This window comes from Vreelandella subglaciescola (assembly GCF_900142895.1).
Lineage (GTDB): Bacteria > Pseudomonadota > Gammaproteobacteria > Pseudomonadales > Halomonadaceae > Vreelandella > Vreelandella subglaciescola.
The window spans coordinates 1,877,739-1,903,507 of the sequence record NZ_LT670847.1; the positions used below are offsets into that span (position 1 = coordinate 1,877,739).

The window sequence follows — 25,769 nt, forward strand, 5'->3', positions numbered from 1 at the left end:
ATGCTCGCAGTAACATGACCGATACACATACAACCGACGACGACGCGACCACCGGCCCGGAAAGCGCCGATGCCCCCCTGCACCGCCGCGGTATCAAAAGCTACGTGATCCGCGCCGGGCGCACCACCCAGGCACAAACCCGCGGCCTGATGGATGTCTGGCCGCGTCTGGGGCTCAACGTTGCCGACGGCCGGCAGGATCTCGACGCCCTGTTTGGCCGCCGCGCACCCCGCGTGGTCGAAATCGGCTTTGGCATGGGCAACTCGCTGGTCGAGCAGGCCGAAACCCATCCGGATAGCGACTTTATCGGCATCGAGGTGCACGCGCCGGGCGTGGGCAAGCTGCTCGACGAAGCCGACAAGCGCGGGCTGACCAACCTGCGGATCTACCGCGAAGATGCCCTGGCCGTGCTCGAGCAGTGCCTGCCCGAAGGCAGCATCGATACCCTGCAGCTATTCTTCCCCGACCCCTGGACGAAGAAAAAGCACCACAAGCGGCGCATCGTGCAGCCGGCCTTTGTCGAACTGGTGCGCTCGCGCTTGGCACCCGGCGGTCGCTTTCATTTGGCCACCGATTGGGAAGCCTACGCCGAGTGGATGGCGGAAGTGCTGGACGCCGCACCCGGCTTTGCCAATACCGCCGACGCCGCCACGGCGCCCTACGTGCCGCGCCCGGCGTTTCGCCCGCTGACCAAGTTTGAGTTACGCGGCGAGAAGCTGGGCCACGGCGTCTGGGATCTGATCTATCGCCACGACACAGCGCCCCACGAGGCGCCATAACGGCGCCAACCGCGCAAAAAAAAGCCGCTCTGAAAAGAGCGGCAATAAGACCGTGACTAGCTATCATGAATAGCCGTCTTGACTAGCAATGAGAGGGAGAAACCATGGCAGTTAACTGGCGGTTACTGCCGTGATTTGCGGCGTCTCATCAAACGCCACCCCTGCAATGTAATCATTCTCATTTACCCCGTCAACACAAATGCGACGCTTTTTTATTTAACTCTTCTTATCAGGCGACCAACTGCAGCCATAGCGGCAGGGTGAGCATCGCCAACAGCGTCTGCCCGGTAATAATGGCGGCCATCATCTCGGCATCGCCGCCCAGCTGGCGCGCCAGAATATAGGCCGACGTCGCCGTCGGCAGCGCGGCAAAGAGCAGCGCCACATCGCGGCTGACGGGGTCCAGATGTAATAGCCAGGCAAGCGCCAGCGCCAACCCCGGCATCAACACCAGCTTGACGCCCGCCGCGGCAAACACGCCCCGGTTCAGGCGCAAGAGCGCCGGCAAGCGCAGTGCCACGCCCACCGCCAGCAGCCCGAGGGGCAGCGCGGCGCGACCCACCAGCGTCACCGTCTCTTCACTCCAGCCGGGAAGTCCCACGCCGGAAAGGTTAAGCCCCACACCCAGCAGGCAGGCAATAATCAGCGGATTTTTCATTAGCGCCAGCGCGCTTTTCCCCAACCCTCCGCGCCCCAGGGTGCCGGCGGCCACAAACCCCGCCACGCAAATCACGTTGACCGTCGGCACCATCAGCGCCACCGCGACCGCCGCCACGGTCGCGCCCGGGCCGGCGTGAAGCGCGGCGGCACCGGCCACGCCCACATAGGTATTAAATCGCAGCGCCCCCTGAAACACCGAGGTAAACGCGGCGGCCTCAAGCCCCAGCCGATGGCGCAGGCGCCACAGTGATAAGGCAAATACCGCCATGGCGCCCAGCAATACAATGGCCAGACGCCCCACGGGTACCCGGCTGATTTCCGCCGTGGCAAGCGTTCCCACCAACATGGCGGGAAACAGGACGAAATACACCAGCCGCTCCAGCTGCGGCCAGAAACCGGCCGGCAGAAAACGCCCCGCGCCCAGCACGGCGCCCAGAGCTATCAGCGCAAAAAGCGGCCCCAGCGCGTCAATGATGCTCGTCATGCATATCTCCCATAGGCCACCCTCTTCCACATTACGTCAGCTGGACAGAGCCCGCTAACCTGCGACATCCCAGCACAGGGGGGCCGGCGTAATAGCTGCTACCATGTGAGAATTGATGCTGCCTTCCCGGCGCTATCTTTCTCCCATCGCTTGGGTAGCAATAAATGTTGACTCTGTCATGAACCTTGCCAAGAGCCCTGCCATGAAACAGACGCCAGATCCCGCCGATGGCGCGCGCTTCCCCGTTCTCAGAGTGCTGATTCTGGTCACCGGTATCGCGCTGGCGGCGTTTAGCTGGTATGCGCTGTCCAACTGGCTGCGCAGCGACGACGATGTTACCTGGTACCCTCCCACGCAGGAATGCAACCTTCATCAGGGGGCCTGCTCCACGGCGCTGGGCGATAACGGCCGACTCGCGCTTCAGGTGCCCGTCAGCGGGCGTATACAGGCGCTGGAGCGGCTACCGCTAACCGTTGAGGTCGAAGGCGTGAACGCTCAGGCTGCAGCGGTAGACTTTATTGGCCGCGGCATGGATATGGGGCTTAACCACTTCCCCCTGCAGGCCGCCGGACAGGGGCAGTTCAGCGGGCAGGGGCAGGTGGGTGTCTGCACGCAGGACATCATGCCGTGGCGCGCGCGGGTGATTCTGGACACGCCCGACGGGCGCATTGGCAGCTGGTTCGATTTCGACGTGGCAAGGAGCTAGGCCATCGACCACGGCGAGATTCTTGAACAGGTATGCTTCCACCAACCCCGAAGGGCTGGTGGAAGCATTACAGGCCGCATTGGAACGGCAGGCTTAGCGGGGGGTATCCGGCGATTCCTGCAGGCGGCCGAGCATGTCCAGCAAGGCGCCGGCCTGAGTGCCGTCGCGGGTATCATGAAGCGGGTACAGCTGCCACGAGCTTTCGGCAAAGCCCCACCAGTCCCAGCAGCCCTGCGGGTTGGCCAGCGAGCTTTCGGCCTGGGGATAAAGCACCACTTCGTCGTGGGCGTCAGCCCAGGCATTGAGCCCGCTGTTTCGAGCGAAGGTATCGCCAAGGGTCTCGGCACTCATCTGGCAGCCGTGCAGCGCCAGCGTCGCGCCGCAGCCGCCGGCGGTGCACGCCTCGGGCACGTAGACGTAGCCACTATCGGCAAGCCCGCGGGCTTCAAAATCGCTTTGGTCAAAGGCGCGCAGCTCACCGGCAGCGGACGCTTGTTCAGCGCGACGCTCCGGATACAGCCAGTCCAGCATGTCGCCGGCCACCTTGTCCGCCGCTTTCGGCCAGCCGTGGCCCGCCTGCTCATCACGTTCAACCTTGAGCTGATCGCTGCTGGCCAGCCACTGATCAAGCTGTTCGGCCAGCAAATCGCCCAGCACCGGTTCAATGACGTCGTCTTGCTGGCCGTGCCAGACAAAGGCGCGCAGCCGGCTTAGCGCGGCGTCTTCGCCCAGCTGCCCCCGGGACTGATAATCAGCGCGACGCTCGTCAAGCACCGCCAGCGACGGCTCGCCGACGCGCGTCATCATGCACTGGTTGAGCGCCAGGCTCAGCTTGCCCTGCGCGCACCCCCAGGGGCCTGCGGCCAGCACGCCAAGCCCGTGAAAGCGCTCCGGCCAGGCCACCGCCAGCTGGGTGGCCATGTAGCCGCCGGACGACACGCCCACAACGCTTGCCTGATCGGCCACGGTACCCAACGCCGGCAGTGCCGGCGGCGGTATTGCCTCTTCCGCAGCCGCGCTTGATAGCGGCACGAGAAGACCTGCGACCACCCCTAGCCACGGTGCCATGGCTTACTCGTCGTCCTCTGCATCCTTCTTGGTGTCCGCGGCGCTCTCGGCTTGCTCGGCGCTCTCGACGTCCAGCAGTTCAACGCGGAAAGTCAGCACTTCGTTGGGGCCGATGGGACCCTGGCCGCGCTCGCCGTAGGCAAGCTCTGCGGGGATGTAGAGTTTCCACGTATCGCCCACGCTCATCAGCTGCAGCGCTTCCTGCCAGCCTTCGATCACCTGATTGACCTTGAAGCTGACCGGCTCGCCGCGCTCGATCGAGCTGTCGAATACGGTGCCGTCCAGCAGCGTGCCTTCGTAGTCGACCTTGACGGTATCTTCCGCACCCGGGGTCTGGCCGTCACCGGACTCAAGCGCTTCGTACTGCAGGCCGGAATCGGTCACGGTTACCGCATCGCGCTCGGCATTTTCTTCCAGAAACGCTTTACCCTGCTTCTGGTTTTCCGTGGCGACCTGCGACGCTTCTTGCTGGCGCGCTTCCATGGCGTTTTGCTGGAACGTCGCCAGCGCGTCAGCCATTTCGTCTTCGTTCAGGGCCAGTTCGTTGTCGTCGAACACGTCGCGCATGCCCTGGGTAAAGGTGTCAATATCCAGATCTTCGACATCGGCGTGCATGCTTTCGCCAAGGGTGACGCCAAGGCTGTAGGCCAGGCGCTCTTCTTCGCTTTCCGGAGCGGCAAGCGCCAGCGGGGCGGCCACCAGAGCGGCCAGCGAAACGGTAGTCAGCAATGTTTTCATGGCAGAGCCTTATCAATAAACAAAATGGGTGACTTGGAGCGATGCTTTGCGTCTCAAACATCGCATATCAAACATCGCGTTACCATAGCAGGCGAAGCGCACAGACGCACCTAAACCCCCGTTCTATTGGCTAAAACCCGGACCTTTACCTTGACATAACGCCATGATTACTCTTCTCTAAGTATGTCATTACAAAAAGGAGCACAATAATGAAACTGCACAAACTAGTAGCCGGTATTACCGCTTGCGGTCTTCTCAGCGTTGCCGCGTCAGCGAACGCGGAAACGTGGCGTTTTGGCCTCGAAGAAATCGAGGGCAGCGTGCAGGACGGCTATGCTCAGGAATTTAAAAAGCTGATCGAAGAAAAATCCGACGGTGATGTTACCGTTGAGCTGCTGCCCTACGGCTCTTGGGGATCAACGTATTCCGCCCTTTATGATGCAGTACAGAATGGCGCCATTCCGCTTGGCTTTGGTTCAGGTGCCCTAGGCGGTACCGTGCCGGAAAGCCAGCTGCTCAGCCTGAACTTTGTTATGCCCGCCGATCAGATGGAAACGGCAAAAGTGCTGAACTCCGACGAATTTCTCAAAAGCGACGCTTGGCAAGACTCGTTCCGCCAGCGCGGCCTGGTGCCCATCGCCGAACTGGCGGAAGGCTATCAAGTGTGGACCACTAACAAGGAAATCCGCGAGCCCAAAGATATGAAAGGGCTGAAAATCCGAGTGATGGATAACAGCCTGCTGCGCGAAGGCTATAAGGCCTACGGCGCTGCCCCCATCACCATTGCTTACGGCGAGCTTTACAGCGCGCTGCAGCAGGAGCAGGCAGACGGCAACATCCAGCCGGTCTTTGCCCACGAAGAAATGGGCTTTTATGAAGTCCAGGACTACATGATCTTTGCCAAGCAGTCCCAATTCGTCGCCACGCTCATGGCCAACGAAGAGTGGTACGACGGCCTTAGCGACGAGCAGCAAAGCATGCTCGACGACGTGACCGGCGAGCTGGTCCAGACGGGCTACGACATCCAGGACAAGTTCAATAGCGAGCGCCTGGAAACCATCAAGGAAAAGAGCGATATCGAGATCATCGAGCTTACCGATGAGCAGCGCGACAAGTTCCGCGAAATGGCCAAGCCGGTACGTGACAGCTTCGTTGATGACGTAGGCGAACGCGGCGGTAAAGCACTCGATGCCCTGCTTGCGGCCTTCGATGAAAAAGACGGCGACTCTGCCGACATGAAATCGTCTGACAAAGATTCTGGCGACATGAAGTCTGACGACGACATGGAATCTGCCGACATGGAATCAGAAGAGAAATAACGCGCTGCATCAGCACGCGGATCGACCCGCCGTAAAAAGCAGGTCGTAAAAAGCAACAAAGCCGAGTGGTTTTCACCACTCGGCTTTTTTTATCGATGCTACATTGTTCACTGTTCCGTATGCCGCGTTAGCTACATGTTAGTTACCCAGCGAAGGCAGCAGTAACGAGATCTGCGGGAACACGATGAGGAGTATCGTCGCCAACAGCATAATCACGATAAACGGCGGCGTGCCACGAATGACGTCCAGATAAGGCCGACGGAATACCGCAATCGCGGTGAAGATATCGCAGCCGAAGGGCGGCGTCGCCGAACCGATAGCAGCCTGCAGCGTCACGATAACGCCCACGTGGATGGGGTCCAGCCCTGTTGATATAACCAACGGCTTGAAGATCGGCACCAGGATCAGGATCACCACAATGGGGTCAACGAACATACAGCCCACGAAGAACGCCGCGGCAATCAGCGTTAATGCCAGTAGCTGACTATCACCGATGCCGTCGATCAACGGACCAAGCATCTGCTCGGGCACACCGGCGGTCCCCAGTGCCTGCGAGAACGCCGCGCCGATGGCCACCAGAATGAACACCACGGCGGTAATCATGCCGGTAGACAGCGCAAGGCCCCCCAGGTCGCGAATCGACACCTGGCGGTAAATGACCACTTCAAGAAGCAGTGCGTAGGCAACGGCAACGGCCGAGGCTTCTACCGCGCTGAAAAAGCCGCCGTAAATACCGCCAACCACCAGCACCGGAAAGCCCATCGGCAACATGACTTTGCGAATCGCGTAAAAACGCTCTTTCCAGGTTGCACGCGGTTCCGGCTCAATGCCTTTGATGCGCGCATCGATATAGCAGTAGATGGCGAACAGCATCAGAATCATTACGCCGGGCAAAATACCCGCGAGAAACAGGTCGCCGATGGATTCTTTCATCACCACGCCGTAAATGATAAAGCCGATGCTCGGGGGAATGAGCAGGGCAATATCACTGGCGTTGATAATCAGCGCCAGCGTGAAGCTATCGGTATAGCCTTTTGCCAGCAGGCGTGGGCGCATGGGGCCACCCATGGCGACTACCGTTGCCTGGGTCGAGCCGGAAACAGCGCCGAACAGCGCACAGGAGGCGGCGGTCGTTATCGGCAGGCCGCCGCGAATGTGGCGGGTAAAGGCATCGACCACGTCGAGCAGCCGGTTGGCCGTATATCCCTTGGTCAGGATGTCGGCGGCAAAGATGAACATTGGCACCGCCGCGAGTACCCAGCTACCGACCCCGTTAATCATCCAGCTAACGGCCTGATCGGGGCCAAAAAAGGTCATCCCAGTGAACATCATGTAGAGCGTTCCTGCGGCTAACGGCACCATCATGGGGAACCCCAGCAGCAGCAGCAGCAGCATCATTATCCCGAGTACAGCTAGCATGCGATTATCCTCAGTGTTGTTATTGGCATTGCGCTACAAGCTACAACATGGGTTAGCCACGCCGACGCTAAAGGCCTGGCGACGCGATCAGATACCGTCCGTCGGCACATCAGTAAACTCTTCTTTTTCCCTGAAGTTGCGATAAATATCTTTGCTGATCATATTGCGTACGGCGGTGAGCACGTACTGCACGCCGGCAAGCGTAAAGCCAATCGGCAACGACGTGTACACTATCCACATGGGGATATGCAGCGCGGAGCTGGTACGCCCACGGCTCTGCATCGTAGTGACGTAGCCCAAGGATTTGTAAGCAAAGTAAAACATCAGCGCGGCGGTGCCGATGCAGATAATAATCAACAGGCCCTTGCGCAGCCGGCCGGTTAACTGCTCGTAAATGGCCGACATGCTGATATGACGCGCGTGACGCGCCGCGTAGCTCACCCCCACAAAAGTGATGATCACGATCAGCATTTCGGTCACCTCGTAGGTACCGGAAATCCCCGCGTTAAAGATCAGGGAGCTGACCACGTGGGTGCTCATCAAAAGCGCCATGCCCAGGATGCTTACGGTAATAATCCACTTTTCGATGGTGCCAAGAACCCTGTCAAAGACGCTAAGCGCATTAAGGAGGGCATTGCTTCGCTGAGGTTTCGTTTGGGGCTGTTGGGTCATAGTGATTCACCTTAATGGCTTGCCGCCAAGATGCGGCGGCGATCTCAAGCCAAAGCCCAAAAGCAGCAGGATGTGGCTACTTTGGCTTGGCGCATTGTTGACGTTATTAGCGCGTTGGGTCATCCGTATGTCGTCGGGCTGTCGGTGGTCAAAGTCATTGGGCGTCATACTTATCACAGCATAGCGCAAGGTCGACGAGTCGCTTGCACGAAGCCGCATTTATCGCGGCAAACGCTAAAAAATCATCGCCCTACGGCTTTAACGTTAGCGTACCCGGGCAGGTGCTTCAACGCAGCGGCTCCCTCGACTGCGCCCAAAGCGCTGTCAGATCGCGCGACTGTGCCTGCGTATCAGCAAGCGGATGCGCCTCGTTGGGGAGCGCTTTCTGAACGTATCCGGCCTGCCGGGAAAGTGCCTCCAGGCGGTTAAGCGCGACTTTTTCCGCCATCAGCTCGGCCTCCTTGAGCGTGTGGCGCAGGCGTGCCAGGGCGGGGTCATCCGCCGCGGCAGACTTTAGCCAGCGCCGCCTGTCGCGCAGCGGCCAAGTATAATCGCGCTGCCAGGCGACCACCTCAGCCAGCGCTTTTTCGGCTTTTTCTGTAGGCGCCAAGCCGTGACCGTTCAGCCACAGACGCCACAACAGTACACATACATCCATACCAACCTCATCCTGCAGACGCAGCAGGCACTGCGATACGCCGGGGCGCGCGTAAAACACCAGCGCGAAATCCCACAGTGAATTCTGCTGAATGCCGGCCAATCGGGTAGAATCACGCATCAGCTATGTTCATAAACTATTTTCACCCACCATCTTCATAAATGATGCCCACCTTTTTCGGGAGAACGCATGATCGCACTGCGCCAAGTCGCTCTGCAACGCGGCACGCAAACGCTCTTGGATAACGCCGACCTGATGCTGCACGACGGCATTAAAGCCGGCATTATCGGCCCCAACGGCACGGGCAAATCCAGCCTGTTCAAGCTTTTGCTGGGCGAAATCGGCGCTGACCAGGGCGAGGTTGAAATGAGCGGCGGCCAGCGCATTGCGCACATGGCGCAGGAAATTGAAACGCTAGACCGCTCGATTATCGACTACGTGCTGGACGGCGACTACGCCCTGCGCCAGGTCGAGGCCGACCTTGACGCCGCGCGCGCGGCCGATGATGCCCACCGAGAAGCCGAACTGCACGGGCTGATTGATAACCTGGACGGCTATACCGCCGAGCCCCGCGCCGCCCAGTTGCTGGTCGGGCTGGGGTTTGTGCAGGCCGACCTGTACCGCCCGCTGTCCGATTTCTCCGGCGGCTGGCGGATGCGCGTCAACCTGGCCCGCACGCTATTTACCCCGTCGGATTTGCTGCTGCTTGATGAGCCCACCAACCACCTCGACCTGGACGCGCTGCTGTGGCTTGAGCAGTGGCTAGTGCGCTACCCCGGCACGCTGCTATTGATCTCTCACGACCGCGACTTTCTCGATGCGGTGTGCGACCACATCGCTCACATGCACCATCAAACCATCGAGCTTTACCGCGGCAACTACTCGCGTTTTGAGCGCACCCGCGCGGAAAAGCTCGCCCTGCAGCAAGCCGAAGCCGCCAAACAGCAGGCGCGGCGCGCAGAGATCGAGACTTTTATCACCCGCTTCAAGGCCAAGGCCACCAAGGCGCGTCAGGCACAAAGCCGGATCAAAATGCTCGAGCGCATGGAAGACATCGCCATGGCGCACGTCGATTCGCCATTTTATTTCACCCTGCCCGCCGCCGACAAAACCTCGCACCCGTTGCTGGTGCTCGACCGAGCGCGGCTGGGTTATTCAACGGATGACGGCGAGCGCGTCCAGCTTGACGGCGTCAACCTGACGCTGCTGCCCGGCAGCCGCATCGGCCTGCTCGGCCCCAACGGCGCGGGCAAGTCGACGCTGATCAAAGCGCTCACCGGCGAGCTTGCACTGCTCGCCGGTGAGCGCGTGCCCGGCGAGCACCTGTCGATCGGCTACTTCGCCCAGCACCAGCTTGAAGGGCTGGATGTCACCGCCACGCCGTTTGTTCACGTGCAGCGCCTCTCGCCCACGGCCAGCGACCAGTCCATTCGCAGCTTCCTGGGCGGCTTTGGCTTTAAGGGCGACAACGCCTTCGCCACGGTGGACAATTTTTCCGGCGGCGAAAAAGCACGTTTGGCACTGTCGCTAGTGGCATGGCAAAAGCCCAACCTACTGCTGCTTGATGAGCCCACCAACCACCTGGATCTGGACATGCGCGAAGCGCTGACCCAGGCCATTGCCAGCTTTGACGGCACGGTGATCATCGTCTCCCACGACCGCCACCTACTGCGCGCCAGCGTCGATGACTTCTGGGTCGTGGCCGATAACCGGGTCGAACCGTTTGACGGCGATCTGGACGACTACCACGTCTGGCTGAAAAAGCGTCTCGACGCTCAGCGCCGCGAGAGCAAACGTAAAAGTCTGAGCGCAAAGAACCAGGGGAAGGCAGCAGCCGAAAGCCAGCATCAAGAAGACAAAAGCCCGCCGACCGCGCCAGAAAAAAGTCCGGCCGCCAGCGACGAAGACCGCAAGACCTCACGCAAAGCCGCCGCCGAACAGCGCGAAAAACTGCGCCCGCTGAAGAAACAGCGCAACAACGCGGAAAAGACCATGGAGCGCGAGCAGCAGGCGCTAAAGGCGCTGGAAACTCAGCTGGGCGACCCCGCGCTTTACACCGACGCTGCGCGTAAAGACGAGCTCGCCGAGACGCTTAGCCAGCAGGCCGAGGGCAAAGCGCGGCTCAATGCCGCCGAGCAGCAGTGGCTCAGCGCCGAAGAGGCACTCGAGAGCGAGGCCTAAGCGTCGAGCAGAAACGTGACCGGCCCGTCGTTAACCAGCGCCACCTGCATGTCCGCGCCAAATTCGCCGGTGGCCACGGGTAGCGCATGGGTGCGCGCCTGCGCGACCAGATAGTCAAACAGGCGCTCGCCGTCAGCCGGCGGCGCGGCGCTGGAAAAACTCGGGCGCAGCCCCTTGCGGGTATCCGCCGCCAGAGTGAACTGCGAGACCAGCAGCAACCCGCCGCCGGCCTGCTGAACGTTAAGGTTCATCTTACCCTCGGCGTCGCTGAACACGCGGTAATGCAGCAGCTTGTGCAGCAGTTTATCGGCGTTGGCCTCAGCGTCGCCTTTCTCCACCCCAATAAGCGCCAGCAGGCCGCCGTCGATGGCGCCCACCGTGCGGCACCCTCCTGCCTCACCGTTTATCTCAACGCTTGCGCGGCTAACGCGCTGAATGAGTGTTTTCATTTGGCCCTACCTTCTTAAAAAACTACCACCAGGCGTGAAAATGGTGCACCGGCCCGCGCCCCTTTCCAACGCTTAATCGCTCGCTTGCCTCAAGGGCTTCGTGCAGCCAATCCTTGGCTTCGCTAATGGCAGCCACGGCGTCGGCGTCAGTGCTTTGCTCGCTTAGCTTGGCAAGGGTCGCGGTAATCGCCGAAGACAGCGAACAGCCGGTGCCGTGCAGGTTTTTGGTGGCAATGCGCGGCGCAGAAAGCCACTGAAAGCGCTCGGGCGTGGCCAGCAGATCCGGGCAGCGCGCGCCTTCCAGATGTCCACCCTTGAGTAGCGCATAGGGCGCGCCCAGGCGGGTTAGCTCGGGCACCAGCGCTTCCATCTGCGCCATGGTGGTGGGCGTGGGCACGTCCAGCAGCACCGCTACTTCGGGCAGGTTGGGAGTGATCACATCGGCCAGCGGCACAAGCACATCGCGCACCGCGCGGATACCCGCGTCATCGACCAGTACATCGCCGCTTTTAGCCACCATGACCGGATCCAGCACGATCCAGCGCGGCCGGCGTGCGCTCAACGCTTCAGCTATAAGCTCGGCCACCTCGCGGCTGGCGACCATGCCGATTTTCACCGCATCGATTGCGATGTCGTCGAGCACGGCGTCAAGCTGCTGGGCGATAAATTCGGCCGGCACCGGATGCACGCCACGCACGCCCTGGGTATTTTGCGCGGTCAGCGCGGTAATCACGCTGGTGCCATAGCAGCCCAGCGCCGAGAACGTCTTGAGGTCGGCCTGAATGCCGGCCCCGCCCGAGGGGTCGGAGCCGGCAATGGTCAGCACCCGGCGAATGGAAGAGTCGGTGGACATAACGCTCCTTGTCAGCAAGCAAGAATGGGAAAGGAAATCGCTGGCCTAGCCAAACTGCGCCGGCAGCCAGGTGGCCAGCCCCGGAAACAGCGCCAGCATCAACAGCATCGCCAGCTGAATCAGGATAAACGGCGCCACGCCGCGGTAGATCGAGGCGGTCGTCACCGAGTCCGGCGCCACCCCGCGCAGGTAGAACAGCGCAAAGCCGAACGGCGGGGTCAGAAACGAGGTCTGCAGGTTGATGGCGATCATGATACCCAGCCATATCGGGTCGAGCCCCATGGCCAGCAGAATCGGCCCGACGATGGGCACCACCACGAAGGTGATTTCGATAAAGTCGAGAATAAAGCCGAGCAGGAAGATCACCAGCATCACGATAAGCGTCGCGCCCACCACGCCGCCGGGCATCTGTTCAAACAGCGCGGTGACCATTTCTTCGCCGCCGTAGGCACGAAACACCAGCGAGAACAGCGCCGCGCCAATCAGAATCAAAAACACCATGCTGGTCACGCGGGTGGTGGAGCGCAGTACGTCTCGCAGCGTCGCCAGGCTCAGCTTGCGATACACCAGCGCCAGTACCAGCGCGCCGAAGGCGCCCACCGCAGACGCCTCGGTGGGCGTCGCGATGCCGGCAAGGATCGAGCCGAGCACCACCACCATCAGCACAATCGGCGGCACCAGCCCCTTGAGCAAGAGTATGCCAAGCCCCTGGGTGTGGCCGAGTTCGTCCATCAGCGCCTCGCGCGGCACCGGCGGCGCGCTCTCCGGGCGGCGCCAGGCGGTGAAGGCGATGTAGAGCATATACAGCCCTACCAACATCAGCCCCGGCACCAGCGCGCCCATGAACAAATCACCCACCGAGACCGTCTTGGGGCTGAAAATGCCCATGGACAGCTGCGCCTGCTGGTACGCCGACGACAGCACGTCGCCCAGCAGCACCAGCGCGATCGACGGCGGAATAATTTGCCCCAGCGTACCCGTGGCGCAAATGGTGCCGGTGGCAAGCGACGGCGAATAGCCGCGCTTGAGCATAGTTGGCAGCGACATCAGCCCCATGGTCACCACCGTGGCCCCGACGATACCGGTGGACGCCGCCATCAGCATGCCTACCAGCGTAACCGCAATGCCCAGCCCGCCGCTGCGCGAGCCAAACACCAGCGCCATAGCGTCGAGCAGGGTTTCGGCGACCTTGGATTTTTCCAGCAATACGCCCATCAGCACGAACAGCGGCACCGCCAATAACGTGGTATTGGTCATTATCCCGTACAGGCGATTGGGGTACGCCGCCAGATAGCCGGCGTTGAAGTTGGCGTCGACTCCCAGCGACTCAAGCCCCAGGCCCAGCCCGGCAAACGCCAGCGCCGTGCCGGCCAGCGAGAGCGCCACGGGAAAGCCCAGCAGCAGCACGACACAGACGGCGACAAACAGCACCAGAGGCATCAGTTCAAGCATCAGACGCGCTCCTCAAGATGATTGTCATTCTCCGTTGTGGCGCTAATGCGCCCGGCCACGATATAGGCGTTGCGCACGATCTCGATACCGCCCTGCGCCAACATCATCACGGCAAAGGCGGGTATCAACGTTTTCAGCAGGAAAACGCCGGGAATACCGCCGTAGTTGGCCGACGTTTCCAGAATTTGCCACGATTTTCCCACATAGCCCGCGCTGGCAGCGATGATAAAAATCATCACCGGTATCAGCAGGGTGACGATACCGAAAATATTGATCAGCGCCTGGCGCCGCGGCGTCAGCCGGCGATAGACGATATCCACCCGCACGTGGCCATCCGCGCGCAGGGTATAGGCGGCGGCGAGCATGAACAGCGTGGCGTGCATGTACATCACCATTTCCTGCATCAGAATGCTGTTGATGCCCACCGCGTAGCGCAGCACCACTACGGCAAACTCGATCAGCAACATGGCCAGCATCAGCCACGACAGCGCGTGGCCAAACCGCTCTGACGCGCGATCCAGCGCGTTAAGCCAGGGCGGCAACGGTAGGGGTTGGGGCATGATGGAGTGTCTCGTGCGTCAGTTTTTGTTGAGCCGGCGATGTGCTGAGGAGGCTTTTTAGGCAGGCTATAGCCGGGTATTGCGTATCGCATCCAGGCACGCCAGCGGCAGCGGCAAGTCTACGGCGATCGGCAGGTGATCAGAAAACAGGTGATCGAGCACGCGCACGTCGGCGGCTTCCATGCTCTGGGACACCAGAATATGGTCCAGCGCGCGGCGCGGCTGCCAGGACGGGTAGCTCATCAGCGGCTTGACCGGGTGCAGCGGCAGCGAAGTGCGAAAGCGTTCGTGGGCGTTGATCTGAGCGGGCGTCGAGTTCAGATCGCCCATCACCACCACGTGGCGCAGCGGCTTGATGATCTCGCTCAGGTAATCAAACTGGCGGCTGCGGCCGCGCTGGCTAAGTGCCAGATGCGCGACAAACACGTGCAGCGCGTCAGGGCCTTCGCCAAAACGCGCGTGTATCGCGCCGCGACCGGGGAGCATGCCCGGCAGGCGGTGCTCCTCCACGGCGTCGGGCGACAGCCGCGATAGCAGCCCGTTACTGTGCTGGGCCACGCGCCCGAGGTTGCGGTTGAGCTGCTGATAATGGTGCGGAAAGCCCGCCTGCGAGGCCAGGTATTCCACCTGATTGACGCGGCTGGAACGAAAGCTGCCGCCATCGGCTTCCTGCAGCCCCACCACGTCAAACTGGCTTAACACATCGCCGATCAACGCCAGCCGCTTGATGCGCCGGGGATTGGGCAACAGATGCTGCCAGCTGCGCGTCAGGTAATGATGATACGCCGAGGTCTGGATCCCCACCTGAAGATTAAACGTCAACAGACGCAAATGACCGCTGCTTAACAGCGACGACGGGGTATCCAGCGAGCTCATAAAAAAGCGCCTCTCAGCGGGTGGCGTTACTCGGCGCGAGGGTTATTCAACACGCTCATTCAGCACGGTCTTCGCGCACGCGCTCGACCAGAACATCGGCAATCTGGGGCATGTTGTCGAGGCTGCCGGCACTTTGCGGCGTGACCAGATAACGGCCGTCAATCAGCAGCGCCGGTACGCCTTTCAGGCGCATATTGCGCAGGCGTGCATGGGCACGATTGACCTGAGACTTAACCCCGAACGAGCCCAGCGCTTCGCGCGCTTCATCTTCGCTGACGCCGTAGTTGGCAAAAAACGCCGCCAGCTTGTCGGTATCGGTCAGCGAACGCCCGTCTTTGTGGATCGCGTCGAAGAAGTCCTGATGCAGGTCTTTTTCAATGCCCAGCGCCTCGGCGGCATAAAAAGCCGCGGCGTGAACGTTCCAGGCGCCGCCCATGGTTGCCGGCTGGTGAACCACGCTGACGTCATCGGGCAGGGTCTCGTACCACTCGGCCGCCAGCGGCTGCAGGCGGTAGCAGTGCGGGCAGCCAAACCAGAACACTTCGGTGACTTCGATCTGGCCGTCGTCCACCCAGGTTTCCACCGGCGTTTCCAGACGCTCGTAGTCTTCGCCTTCGGTCAGCGTCTGAGCGCTCACCGCGGCCGAAAGCCCCAGCCCGGCAAGCGCGACAATGATTGATTTAAACATAGACTCATTCTCCCTAAAAAAGTTGGCCAAAGGCCACGCAGCGGCGCATAAAATGCGGCTTGCCCGCGCCGCTTAGCGCAGGTTTAATGCAGGCCCAGCACGTAGTTGGCGACCGCTTCCATGTCGCTATCGCGCATTTTGTCAGCGATATCGCGCATCACCGCGCCCGGATCGTTAGCGCGCTCGCCGGCGGCAAAGTCGCTCAGGGTCGAGACGACATACTCCGGATGCTGACCGGAAAGAGCCGGATAAACGGCGCTGCCGATGCCCGCGCCGGTGGGCGTATGGCAGGCGGCGCAGGCCGGAATACCGTTGCTCAGATCACCCGCGCGATACAGAGTTTCACCGCGCGCCAGCACCTCGGCGTTCTCGTCGTCGGCCTGACCCTGGCTGGCCGTCTGATCGGCGAAGTAGGCCGCCACGTCCCAGGCGTCCTGATCAGAAAAATCGTCAACCTGACCGGCCATCTGCGGCACCGGGCGATCACCGTCACGGATATCCATGATCTGCTTGGCTACATACGACATCTGCTGGCCGGCGAGGTTCGGAAACATCCCCATCTGGCTGACGCCGCCATCCCCGTGGCAGGCCGCACACGACTGCGCCATTTCCTTGCCTGCCGCCGCGTCAGCGTTGGCGGAAAGCTCCGCCGTTTGTGCCTGAGCCGTGCCCACGGCTCCCATAATCATTGCCAGGCTTGCCAGTAACTTCCTCATTGCGACTCCACTATCCCGTTGTTTGGTCCCGTTGATCGGTGACGGATACGCACCCTGGGCGCTGCCCGGGCTTAGCAATACGCCAGGATCAGCAGGTTATTATAGGGCTGTCGCCGATGGTAACAGCGCAGTGGTAGACTAGCGCCCCAGGTCGCAGGTATAAACCCGCCTGAGTATACCGAATCACCCAGGCCGCGGGAATGCACCACCACGCTGCTTTCGCGGTAATTCCCCAAGGACTTGCCGTTCGTCATGTTTGCGACGGCCGGTGCGCCGTGCCCCACCATCGTGGCCAGCGGCCCGCTTTTTGCCAGGATTAATGCCATGCCCGCAACGCCCGCCGTCAAGGCGCTGAACTATGCCACCGCGCGTTTCATGAAAAGCGCCCCGACGCTTGCGCTATGCCCGGATGACGCCGGCGCTGAAGTCGCCTTTGCCGGGCGCTCCAACGCCGGCAAGTCCAGCGCCATCAACGCGCTGACCCGGCAAAAAGCGCTCGCGCGCACCTCACGCACGCCGGGGCGCACCCAGCTGATCAACAGCTTTTGCCTGGGCAACGACGAAGCCCTGCGGCTGATTGACCTGCCCGGCTACGGCTACGCCAAAGTGCCCGGCGCGGTTAAACGCGAATGGCAGGCGCATTTATCCGACTATTTATGCAACCGCCAGAGCCTGCGCGGGCTGGTGCTGATGATGGACGTGCGCCATCCGCTCACCGAATTTGACGAGCTGCTGCTGAGCTTTGCCGACGAGCGCGACCTGCCGGTGCATATTCTGCTGACCAAAGCCGACAAGCTGAAAAAAGGCCCCGCCAGCGCCTCGCTGCAAAAAGTCCGCAAACAGCTGATCGAATGGGAAGATCTGGTCACGGTACAGCTGTTCTCGGCGCTGAAAAAAGACGGGCTGGAGACGCTTTCCGCACAGCTGGATAAGTGGCTCGACAGCCCCGAACCGGCAGACGAGGATCACTGAAAAGTGAGGGTCGCTGAAAAAAAGTAGCCCCCGTAAATAACGCTACGCCGCTGGCTTTTAGCTGCCGGCTTGCCCTCTGCACGCTTTGCCCCTACACCTAAGAGGAACACCCTTTCCCCCGTATCGGGGCGAATTCACAAGGGACGATGGTGGCCAACATGGGTCAACCGGAATCAGCACGCGCTCGGCATCAGGGCAGGCACAGCGGACAACCGCCCCGGGGAGCGCGCGGCATGCTGCGCTTTCTCGGGCTGGTGGTGCTGGGCGCGCTGATAGGCAGCCTTGCCGCGCTGGCCGCGGTGGGGTTTGTCAGCGCGGTGATCTGGCTCAATGATCTCTTATTGATCTCGCCGCGCGGGCGCATGATGTTCGACCATCCGGAGGCGCTGGCGATCGCCACGGTTGCCGTACCCACGTTGGGCGGGCTGGTGGTGGGACAACTGCATCGCGCTATCCGCGAGCGTCGCCCCCACACGCCTGCCGACCTGATCGCCGCCGTGCAAACGCGCCGAGGCCGCCTGCCGGCCCGAGCCGGCTTTCTCTCGGCGCTTTCCGGCCTGATCTCGCTGGGCAGCGGCGCGTCGGTTGGGCAGTACGGCCCGCTGGTGCATATGGGCGCCAGCCTGGGTTCACTGGGGGCAAAACTGCTGCGTTTGGGCCGCTCCGACGATAACGTGGCCATCGCCGCCGGCGTGGCAGCGGCTATTGCCGCGGCCTTTCATGCGCCGCTCGCCGGTATCGTCTTCGCCCATGAGGTCGTGCTACGCCACTACGCCCTGCGCGCCTTCGCCCCCGTGGCCGCCGCAGCCATTGCCGGTCACGTCATTGCCACGCAGGCGCTGTCGCGCGGCGCGCTTTTCCACGTCGCCGATACCGCCGTGCCGCGCCCCTGGGAGTTTGTGGCGTTCATCGTCATCGGCGGTTTGGGGGCACTGGTGGCCGGTGCCTACATGCACGCGATTCTCGCCGTGAGCCGCTGGGCCGCGCGGTTACCGGTCATGGCCTCACTACGCCCGGCATTGGCGGGAGCGGCTCTGGGGCTGGTGGCGCTCTGGGTGCCGGACATCCTCGGCATGGGTCAGGAGACACTGCGTTTTGCCACCATCAAGGGCGCGTTCAGCAGCCTTGATCTGGTCGTCGTACTGGTGCTAAAGCTGGCCGCCACGGCAATGTGCATCGGCATGGGCTTCGGCGGCGGTGTCTTCAGCCCGGCGCTGGTGATCGGCACCCTGTTTGGGGCGCTCTGCGGCACGCTGGTCGCTCAGACCGGCCTGGCCGGCGATACCTTTGTGTTTTATGCCGTCTGCGGCATGGTCGCGGTCACCGCGCCGGTAATTGGCGCGCCGTTGACCACACTGCTGATCGTCTTCGAGCTCACCGGCAGCTATGTGCTGACCACCGCCGCCCTCGCCAGTGTGATACTTGCCAGCCCCATCGCCGCACAGCTTTTCGGGCGCTCCCTGTTCGATACCCAGCTCGCCCAGCGCGGGCTGGACCTTTCCGCCGGACGCAGCCGCGCGCTACTGCAAAGTGCCTACCTCAAACCCTTGTTGAGTCAGGACTGCGTGACGCTGAACCCGCACGACAGCGTACACCAGGCCGTGATAGCCCTGAGCGAAGGCGGCCATGGCGAGGCCTACCGGGTCGATGACCAGCAACGCTATCGTGGCAGCGTGACATTGGCCGACCTGGAGGTGATGCGCGGCAAGGGCCAAGGCCATCTGCGCGTCAGCGAATGTCCGGATACGCCGCGACCCGTATTGGATCCCGACGCCTCGGTGTGGGACGCCATGCATCATCCGCAGGATGTGACCGGCGAGGCCATTGTGGTGGTCGACGACAAGGCCGGCGACATCTTCCTCGGCGTGGTGTATGAGGCCAGCATCACCCGCGCCTACATGCAGCACAGCGAAGAGCTGCAACGGGAGGAACATGGCACGGGTTGATCAACCGGAAAAGCGGGCATTCAACGGCCTTGCCCGAGTGCTGACACTCATGCTGATGGCCTTGATGTCGCTGGCTCAGGCGAGTGGCGCGGAACCCACGGCCGAGCCGCTGGACATTCTCAGCTGGGGCGGTCCCTATGAACGCGCTCAGCGCCGCGCCCTCTTCGCGCCGTTTACCGAGGCCACGGGCATACCGATCCAGGTGCATCGCTACAACGGGGGCTTATCCCAACTGCGTGAGGCTATCAGCCGTGGCCAGGTGCCCTGGGACCTGATCGACATGCGTCGCAGCCAAGCCCAGACCGGTTGCGCCGACGGCCTGCTGCAACCCCTGTCGCCGGAGATCCTCTCCCCCTCGCCCCAAGGCACGCCGGCCAAACGCGACTTCATCGACGGCGCTTTGAACCGCTGTTCCATCACCCACTCGATATTCGCCACCGTGGTCGCCTACCGGCGCGATGCCTTCCCCGGGCAACGGCCCACCAGGATCGCCGACCTGTTTGATCAAGCGCGTTTTCCCGGCCCCCGCGCGCTGCAGGGCGACCCGGCCGTCAATCTGGAGTGGGCGCTGCTCTCCTACGGGGTTCCCGAGCAGGAAATTTACCGTCTGCTGAGTACGCGTCGCGGCCTCTCACTGGCGCTAAAGCGCCTCGACGGCCTGAAAAATCTGCAGTGGTGGGAAGCCGGCGATACCCCCGTACGCCTGCTGGCCGAGAACAAGGTGGTCATGGCCTCGGGGTATAACGGGCGTTTCTTTGACGCCATCGTCAATCGCGGCCTGCCCCTCGAGATTATCTGGGATGGCCAGGTTCAGGAACACGAAGTCTGGGCGGCACCCCGGGGAGCCAGGCAGAGCGAAAGCGCACGCAAATTCATTCGTTTTGCCACCGCCACCCAGCGCCAGACCGCGCTGGCCCAGCTCATACCCTATGGCCCTTCGCGGCGCTCGGCCACGCTGCAAGTCAGCAACCACCCCGATAGCGGGGTCGATATGCGCCTGCACATTCCCACTCACCCGCTGAACGCCGAGCGCGCCATTACCAAGGACGTTAACTGGTACGCGCGCACCCATGCGCGCATCAGCGAATACTTCCAGGAAGCCCTATTCGGCGACCCACCGGGCGATAATGGCGACCCATGATGCCGGCAGCCGTGTATCACCGCGATATTCTGCCGGTAGACAAAACGTCACGCCGGCACAGCAATGCTGCCCCTATCGTATAATAGCGCGAGTCAACCGACCTGCCTGCCAGCGGCAATCGTCATCTCGGTGGCCCGTTGCTCGGGCCGGATTTCCCCCGGATAAAAAGAGCGTGCCATGCACTGGAAAGTAGTCGTGACAGGCCTTGCGGGCCTCCACTCTTCGTTAGCCATAGCGGACTACGATCAGGGCGTCAGAGAGTTTCAGCAAAACAGTTACGCATCGGCGCTGCATGAGTAGACCGGAAATAGTCGACGACCCCACGCTCGGCATGCGACAAAAAACGGGAGCATCGGCCAAGCCGACACTCCCGCTATTTAGGCTTTCGCCCTAAAAAAACATGGCTCTTCGTCGTTAGGTGTGGAATTCGCCCCCTAAATTAGGCCAAAATATGGCCTCCACAACGACAGGAAATATGACATGGATGGCACTCAGATTCTGACCCTCGGCCTGGGCCTTGAAGCGCCCTGGATTCTCAAGGAGCAGCACCTGGATACCGCCGTGTCACCTCACCCCGCCTTATTCACCGGGCTGAGACAGAAAAGAAGATGGCGAGCAGTTTCTCTTGTAGAATCAATATGTTCCTAACCGAACTTGACTCAAGAGGACCACTCGCCATGGGTGAAAGCCTATCCCCCTGGACCCCGTCATGCAACGGGTCCATCCGCGTCGAGCTCAGCGGCCATCGCACCACCAGCGACAGCGGTGCTTTGCTGTTGCGTGAAGCCCTCGACAACAGCGGCATGATCGATGCGCTGGACGACCATCTGGTCGATCATCGCGACCCGGATCGCGTCCGCCACTCGTTAGCCAGCCAGCTGCGTACCCTGGTGCTGCAGCGTTCGATGGGCTGGATCGACCTCAGCGATACCGATACGCTTCGCCGTGACCCGCTCTGGCAGCTAGCCTGCAGTGATGCCCGCGGGACAACGCCGTTGGCTCAGGACCGGCCATCTCAAGCGACGCTGTCGCGGCTGCTGACGTGCCTGGGCCGCGACGACAATATCGATACCGTGCATGAGGGCCTGCTGCGGCTGGCGGTCTGGCGACTGACCTCGCTGAACGGCGGCGAACGCCCCGAGCATCTGACGCTGGACATCGACGGCTTGCCGATCGACGTTCACGGCCACCAGGGCGGTTCGGCGTTTCATGGACTTTACGGGGCCAGAATCTACTCGCCTTTGGTGGCCTCGCTGGCAGAGACCGGCGACATGGTGGGCGGTCTGCTGCGTGAAGGTAACGCCGGCCCAGCCGAGAATGCCGATACCTGGATCCCACATCTGGTGCGGCGACTCAACGAGAGCACCGGGGCCAAGGTCAAGGTACGCATCGACGCGGGTTTCACCGACAACGACACGCTTGAGGCGCTGGAAGATCGCGACATCGAGTATCTGGGCCGGTTGCGCAGTCATACGGGCCTGCAGACACTGGCAGCGCCACATCTGAAGCGGCCACGCGGCCGGCCCCCCGAGCAACCTCGGGAATGGTGCCATGACCTGGCGTACCAAGCCGGTACCTGGCCGGCGCCGCGGCGCGTGGTGCTGGTGGTACAAGAGCGGCCCGATGATCTGCTGCTGCATGCCTTCTTTTTGGTCACCAACCTCGGCAAGTTCAACTGGCCGCCGGAAAAGGTCCTGGCGCTTTATCGCAAGCGCGGCAGCGCCGAAGCCCACATGGGCGAGGTGAAGTCGGCGCTCGACCTGCATCTCTCCTCGACTGATCGCGGTGTCTCCACCGTCCAGGACGTCATGGCCCGCAACGAGGTAAACCTGCTGCTGACTCTCTGCGCTTATCAGGTGCTACACGGGCTGCGTTGCCTGTTGGAACGACAGACCCGGCAGGGCTGGAGCCTGAAGCGGATGCGCGAGCAGGTGCTTAAGGTGGCCGCCACGCTGACAGTGCACGCCCGGCGCATCACCGTGCACCTCGGCGATGCCGCCGATAAATGGTGGCCATCTTTACTGAAAGGGTTGCCGCGGCTGACGGCATTGACCTGACACGTCGCATTACTCAGCCTTTTCCAGCAGACAAAACGGCCACTATGGAGGCCGACGACCACGGCTGCGCCGTCACTCGAAACCAATGAACTTCAGTTATAAATATCACGGCATTGATACGATAAAGCTATGTGCTAATCGGCTACTCAGCGACCGTATGACATAAAAGCCGGTCGGTCCCGGTCACCACGGGACGTAAAACGCTCGTTCGGCGTCCTGATGAATAAGGCGGGCTCACCGCTTGAACCTCACCGTCGAGGCAGAACGTGGCAGCCTTTACCCTTGCCCCGAGTGTGGTGACGCTTGCCCGGCGCATGATTTTGCCGACAAGACCTGGCGGCACCTGAACTTCTTTCAACATCACTGCTATCTGCATGCGCGAGTGCCGCGCACCAAGTGCCCCACGCACGGCATTAAGCGGATCGAAGTCCCCTGGGCCCGCCCCGGTAGCGATTTCACCCTGTTGTTTGAGCAGGCCGCCATGGCTCTGGTCAGGGAGATGCCGGTGCTCGCCGCCGCCCGCCTGATAGAGATCACCGACAAGCGGTTATGGCGTATCGTGCATCACTATGTCGGGTGCATGCTCGACCAACTTGACCTCTCTCAGGTTAAGGCCGTGGGGCTTGATGAAACCGCCGCCAAGCGCGGCCATCGCTACGTCACCGTATTTCTGGATATGCAGCGCAAGAGCGAGCCGGTTGTCTTCGCGATACCCGGCCGTGGCAAGGCCACCGTCAAGGCCTTCAGCGAGTTTTTGGCTGCACATCAGGGCGACCCTCAGGCCGTTCAGGAAGTGGTCTGCGATATGTCGCCAGCCTTCCTCAAAGGCGTGGAAGAGCACCTGCCCAAGGCCGAGGTCACCGTCGACTGGTTTCATATCGTGCAGATCTTCACGCGCGCCCTTGATGACGTCAGAAAGCGTGAGCGGCGCGAGCAGGAACCCCCCAAGCACTTACGCTGGGCTGTCTTGCGCAATGCCGACGCCGGCAACTTAACGGCTAATCAAATCGCTGCGCTGCAGGAACTGATGGCCGACCAGAGCGCCACGGCCGACGCTTGGATCATCAAAGAGAAACTGCGCTGGATTCAGCAGGCACCCACGCTTCGCGGGGCTCGCTGGCGAATCACGCGCTTCCTCAATTTTGCCCGAGAGGCGATCGCTGGCAAGGGCCTGCTGTCTCCGATGAATAAGGCGCTGAATACCCTGGAACGGCATACCGACCGCGTTATCCGCCGCTGGTTATCGGGCCTGACCAACGCACGGTTGGAAGGGATGAATAGCCTGTTTCAAGCGGCCCGATCACGCGCTCGCGGCTACCGAAACGAGAGCACTTTCATCACCATGATCTACCTGATTGGCAGCCCTGTGGGCAGCATGCTGGATCAGGCCAAATCCACATGAAACGTCGAAGAGCCAAAAACATTAACAACCTCTACATAAGAATTGCATCTTCAGTCTGGCTAATGCCCACCTCGGACACCTCGACGGTATAATCGCCGGTAGAACCGCTATAGGTAGAACCCGATGCTTCCAGGTAGTAGGTGTCGTCAGCCTCGGCAATATAGGAGAATTCAGCCCCATCGCGGAGACGTCCAGACTCCAGCAAATCAAGGTAATCGCCTCTTTGGCGGTGGAGCGTTACATCCCCATTTTCCAAGCCTTCAGATGCCATATCAAACAGGTAGCGCTGGCCTTCTTCCAGATCGATCTGGAGGAAATCTGTATCAGAAACAACTTCAACGCTACCTGCCATCGCTTCGCCTAGCGTCAGAGCCGTTGCACCGTCCGGGGTATCGGAATGATCATCATCCAGCAACACCTCGGACACCTCGACGGTATAATCGCCGGTAGAACCGCTATAGGTAGAACCCGATGCTTCCAGGTAGTAGGTGTCGTCAGCCTCGGCAATATAGGAGAATTCAGCCCCATCGCGGAGACTTCCAGACTCCAGCAAATCAAGGTAATCGCCACTTTGGCGGTGGAGCGTTACATCCCCATTTTCCACGCCTTCAGATGCCATATCAAACAGGTAGCGCTGGCCTTCTTCCAGATCGATCTGGAAGAAATCTGTATCAGAAACAACTTCAACGCTACCTGCCATCGCTTCGCCTAGCGTCAGAGCCGTTGCACCGTCCGGGGTATCGGAATGATCATCATCCAGCAACACCTCGGACACCTCGACGGTATAATCGCCGGTAGAACCGCTATAGGTAGAACCCGATGCTTCCAGGTAGTAGGTGTCGTCAGCCTCGGCAATATAGGAGAATTCAGCCCCATCGCGGAGACGTCCAGACTCCAGCAAATCAAGGTAATCGCCTCTTTGGCGGTGGAGCGTTACATCCCCATTTTCCAAGCCTTCAGATGCCATATCAAACAGGTAGCGCTGGCCTTCTTCCAGATCGATCTGGAGGAAATCTGTATCAGAAACAACTTCAACGCTACCTGCCATCGCTTCGCCTAGCGTCAGAGCCGTTGCACCGTCCGGGGTATCGGAATGATCATCATCCAGCAACACCTCGGACACCTCGACGGTATAATCGCCGGTAGAACCGCTATAGGTAGAACCCGATGCTTCCAGGTAGTAGGTGTCGTCAGCCTCGGCAATATAGGAGAACTCGGGCCCGTCGCGAAGGGAATTATATTCCAGATAATCTAGCCAGTCGCCGTTCGAGCGATGGAGATTTAGCTCTCCACTTTCCAAGCCTTCAGATGCCATATCAAATAGATAGCGCTGGCCTTCTTCCAGGTCGATTTGGAAGAAATCTTTGTCATTGATCACTTCGATGCTACCCGCTACCGCTTCGTCTAGCGTCATGGCTGTTGCACCATCCGGCGTATCGGCATGGTCATCATCCAGCATCACCTCGGACACCTCGACGGTATAATCGCCAGTGCTAGAGTAGCCTGATGCCTCCAGGTAGTAGGTGTCGTCAGCCTCGGCAATATAGGAGAACTCGGGCCCGTCGCGAAGGGAATTATATTCCAGATAATCTAGCCAGTCGCCGTTCGAGCGATGGAGATTTAGCTCTCCATTTTCCAAGCCTTCAGATGCCATATCAAAGAGGTAGCGCTGGCCTTCTTCCAGGTCGATCTGGAAGAAATCTTTGTCATTGATCACTTCGATGCTACCCGCCACCGCTTCGTCTAGCATCATGGCTGTTGCACCATCCGGCGTATCGGCATGGTCATCCAGAGTCGGTTCAGGTTCGGGAGTAGGGGGCGGAAGATCGTCGTCTTGATGGATAATAACGTTATCTACGCCCGAGAATTGATCAGCGTTTTCCAGTCTGGAAATGTCCAGTTTTCCACCGAAAACGTTCAGTGCCCCGCCATTGAGACTGATAGAACTGTCGGCGGACAGTTCAAGTACGCCA

Annotated in this window: 21 protein-coding genes and 1 pseudogene; 9 read left to right on the forward strand and 13 right to left on the reverse strand. The window is 60.9% G+C overall.

The window, feature by feature from the left end; translation table 11 throughout:
- Positions 1-14: 14 nt before the first annotated feature.
- A complete protein-coding gene (gene trmB, locus B5495_RS08790) occupies positions 15-779 on the forward strand; it encodes a tRNA (guanosine(46)-N7)-methyltransferase TrmB (protein ID WP_079553035.1) in 765 nt (254 codons plus the stop codon).
- A gap of 229 nt (positions 780-1,008) precedes the next feature.
- Here trmB and B5495_RS08795 read toward each other — a convergent pair whose 3' ends face one another.
- Positions 1,009-1,923, reverse strand: coding sequence for an AEC family transporter (locus tag B5495_RS08795; RefSeq protein ID WP_079553037.1), 915 nt, complete (start codon positions 1,921-1,923; stop codon positions 1,009-1,011).
- Between the two features lie 202 nt (positions 1,924-2,125).
- On the opposite strand from B5495_RS08795, the gene B5495_RS08800 reads away from it, so the two are divergent.
- Positions 2,126-2,629, forward strand: coding sequence for a hypothetical protein (locus B5495_RS08800; RefSeq protein WP_079553039.1), 504 nt, complete (start codon positions 2,126-2,128; stop codon positions 2,627-2,629).
- A 93-nt stretch (positions 2,630-2,722) separates the two neighbouring features.
- On the opposite strand, the gene B5495_RS08805 is transcribed toward B5495_RS08800, so the two are convergent.
- Positions 2,723-3,697: an alpha/beta hydrolase family protein gene (locus tag B5495_RS08805; RefSeq protein WP_079553041.1), complete on the reverse strand. Its 975-nt coding sequence runs from the start codon at positions 3,695-3,697 to the stop codon at positions 2,723-2,725.
- Between the two features lie 3 nt (positions 3,698-3,700).
- Positions 3,701-4,435 carry a BamJ family beta-barrel-assembly machinery protein gene (locus B5495_RS08810; protein WP_079553043.1) on the reverse strand — a complete coding sequence of 245 codons (735 nt, stop codon included), beginning with the start codon at positions 4,433-4,435 and terminating at the stop codon, positions 3,701-3,703.
- Positions 4,436-4,644: 209 nt separating this feature from the next.
- On the opposite strand from B5495_RS08810, the gene dctP reads away from it, so the two are divergent.
- Complete coding sequence (gene dctP, locus B5495_RS08815) at positions 4,645-5,754, forward strand: TRAP transporter substrate-binding protein DctP (RefSeq protein ID WP_079553045.1); 1,110 nt, start codon at positions 4,645-4,647, stop codon at positions 5,752-5,754.
- Positions 5,755-5,892: 138 nt separating this feature from the next.
- On the opposite strand, the gene B5495_RS08820 is transcribed toward dctP, so the two are convergent.
- The 3 genes from B5495_RS08820 to B5495_RS08830 form a co-directional block, all read right to left on the reverse strand.
- Positions 5,893-7,173: a TRAP transporter large permease gene (locus B5495_RS08820; protein ID WP_079553046.1), complete on the reverse strand. Its 1,281-nt coding sequence runs from the start codon at positions 7,171-7,173 to the stop codon at positions 5,893-5,895.
- Positions 7,174-7,260: 87 nt separating this feature from the next.
- The gene (locus tag B5495_RS08825) at positions 7,261-7,845 is read right to left on the reverse strand and encodes a TRAP transporter small permease (protein WP_079553048.1); all 585 of its coding nucleotides are present in this window, start codon (positions 7,843-7,845) and stop codon (positions 7,261-7,263) included.
- Between the two features lie 286 nt (positions 7,846-8,131).
- A complete protein-coding gene (locus tag B5495_RS08830) occupies positions 8,132-8,623 on the reverse strand; it encodes a TIGR02444 family protein (protein WP_079553050.1) in 492 nt (163 codons plus the stop codon).
- Between the two features lie 69 nt (positions 8,624-8,692).
- Between B5495_RS08830 and B5495_RS08835 the strand changes: the two genes are divergently transcribed.
- Positions 8,693-10,684: an ATP-binding cassette domain-containing protein gene (locus tag B5495_RS08835; protein ID WP_079553052.1), complete on the forward strand. Its 1,992-nt coding sequence runs from the start codon at positions 8,693-8,695 to the stop codon at positions 10,682-10,684.
- Here B5495_RS08835 and dtd read toward each other — a convergent pair.
- The 7 genes from dtd to B5495_RS08870 all read right to left on the reverse strand — a co-directional run bounded on the left by dtd (position 10,681) and on the right by B5495_RS08870 (position 16,278).
- Positions 10,681-11,133 (reverse strand): D-aminoacyl-tRNA deacylase, encoded by a 453-nt coding sequence (gene dtd / locus B5495_RS08840; RefSeq protein ID WP_079553054.1) that lies wholly within the window; start codon positions 11,131-11,133, stop codon positions 10,681-10,683. The genes B5495_RS08835 and dtd overlap by 4 nt on opposite strands.
- Positions 11,134-11,155: 22 nt before the next feature.
- Positions 11,156-11,986: a bifunctional hydroxymethylpyrimidine kinase/phosphomethylpyrimidine kinase gene (gene thiD, locus B5495_RS08845; RefSeq protein WP_079553055.1), complete on the reverse strand. Its 831-nt coding sequence runs from the start codon at positions 11,984-11,986 to the stop codon at positions 11,156-11,158.
- Positions 11,987-12,031: 45 nt separating this feature from the next.
- Positions 12,032-13,438 (reverse strand): TRAP transporter large permease, encoded by a 1,407-nt coding sequence (locus tag B5495_RS08850; protein ID WP_079553057.1) that lies wholly within the window; start codon positions 13,436-13,438, stop codon positions 12,032-12,034.
- Positions 13,438-13,998 (reverse strand): TRAP transporter small permease subunit, encoded by a 561-nt coding sequence (locus B5495_RS08855; RefSeq protein WP_079553059.1) that lies wholly within the window; start codon positions 13,996-13,998, stop codon positions 13,438-13,440. The genes B5495_RS08850 and B5495_RS08855 overlap by 1 nt, the downstream gene beginning before the upstream one ends.
- Positions 13,999-14,064: 66 nt before the next feature.
- Positions 14,065-14,874 (reverse strand): endonuclease/exonuclease/phosphatase family protein, encoded by an 810-nt coding sequence (locus tag B5495_RS08860; protein ID WP_079553061.1) that lies wholly within the window; start codon positions 14,872-14,874, stop codon positions 14,065-14,067.
- A 55-nt stretch (positions 14,875-14,929) separates the two neighbouring features.
- On the reverse strand, positions 14,930-15,562 hold the full coding sequence (locus tag B5495_RS08865; protein WP_079553062.1) for a thiol:disulfide interchange protein DsbA/DsbL: 633 nt from the start codon (positions 15,560-15,562) through the stop codon (positions 14,930-14,932).
- An 83-nt stretch (positions 15,563-15,645) separates the two neighbouring features.
- Complete coding sequence (locus B5495_RS08870) at positions 15,646-16,278, reverse strand: c-type cytochrome (protein ID WP_079553064.1); 633 nt, start codon at positions 16,276-16,278, stop codon at positions 15,646-15,648.
- Between the two features lie 324 nt (positions 16,279-16,602).
- Between B5495_RS08870 and yihA the strand changes: the two genes are divergently transcribed.
- The 5 genes and pseudogenes from yihA to B5495_RS08895 all read left to right on the forward strand — a co-directional run.
- Positions 16,603-17,250, forward strand: a complete 648-nt coding sequence (gene yihA, locus B5495_RS08875; protein ID WP_079555001.1) for a ribosome biogenesis GTP-binding protein YihA/YsxC — start codon at positions 16,603-16,605, stop codon at positions 17,248-17,250.
- 233 nt (positions 17,251-17,483) lie between these two features.
- Complete coding sequence (locus tag B5495_RS08880) at positions 17,484-19,196, forward strand: chloride channel protein (RefSeq protein WP_079553066.1); 1,713 nt, start codon at positions 17,484-17,486, stop codon at positions 19,194-19,196.
- Positions 19,183-20,337 (forward strand): extracellular solute-binding protein, encoded by a 1,155-nt coding sequence (locus tag B5495_RS08885; RefSeq protein ID WP_079553068.1) that lies wholly within the window; start codon positions 19,183-19,185, stop codon positions 20,335-20,337. Before B5495_RS08880 ends, B5495_RS08885 begins: the two co-directional genes overlap by 14 nt.
- A 638-nt stretch (positions 20,338-20,975) precedes the next feature.
- The gene (locus tag B5495_RS08890; RefSeq protein WP_079553070.1) at positions 20,976-22,394 is read left to right on the forward strand and encodes an IS1380 family transposase; all 1,419 of its coding nucleotides are present in this window, start codon (positions 20,976-20,978) and stop codon (positions 22,392-22,394) included.
- A 226-nt stretch (positions 22,395-22,620) separates the two neighbouring features.
- Positions 22,621-23,796, forward strand: a pseudogene (locus B5495_RS08895) (ISL3 family transposase); the annotation flags it as partial.
- Positions 23,797-25,769 lie beyond the last annotated feature (1,973 nt).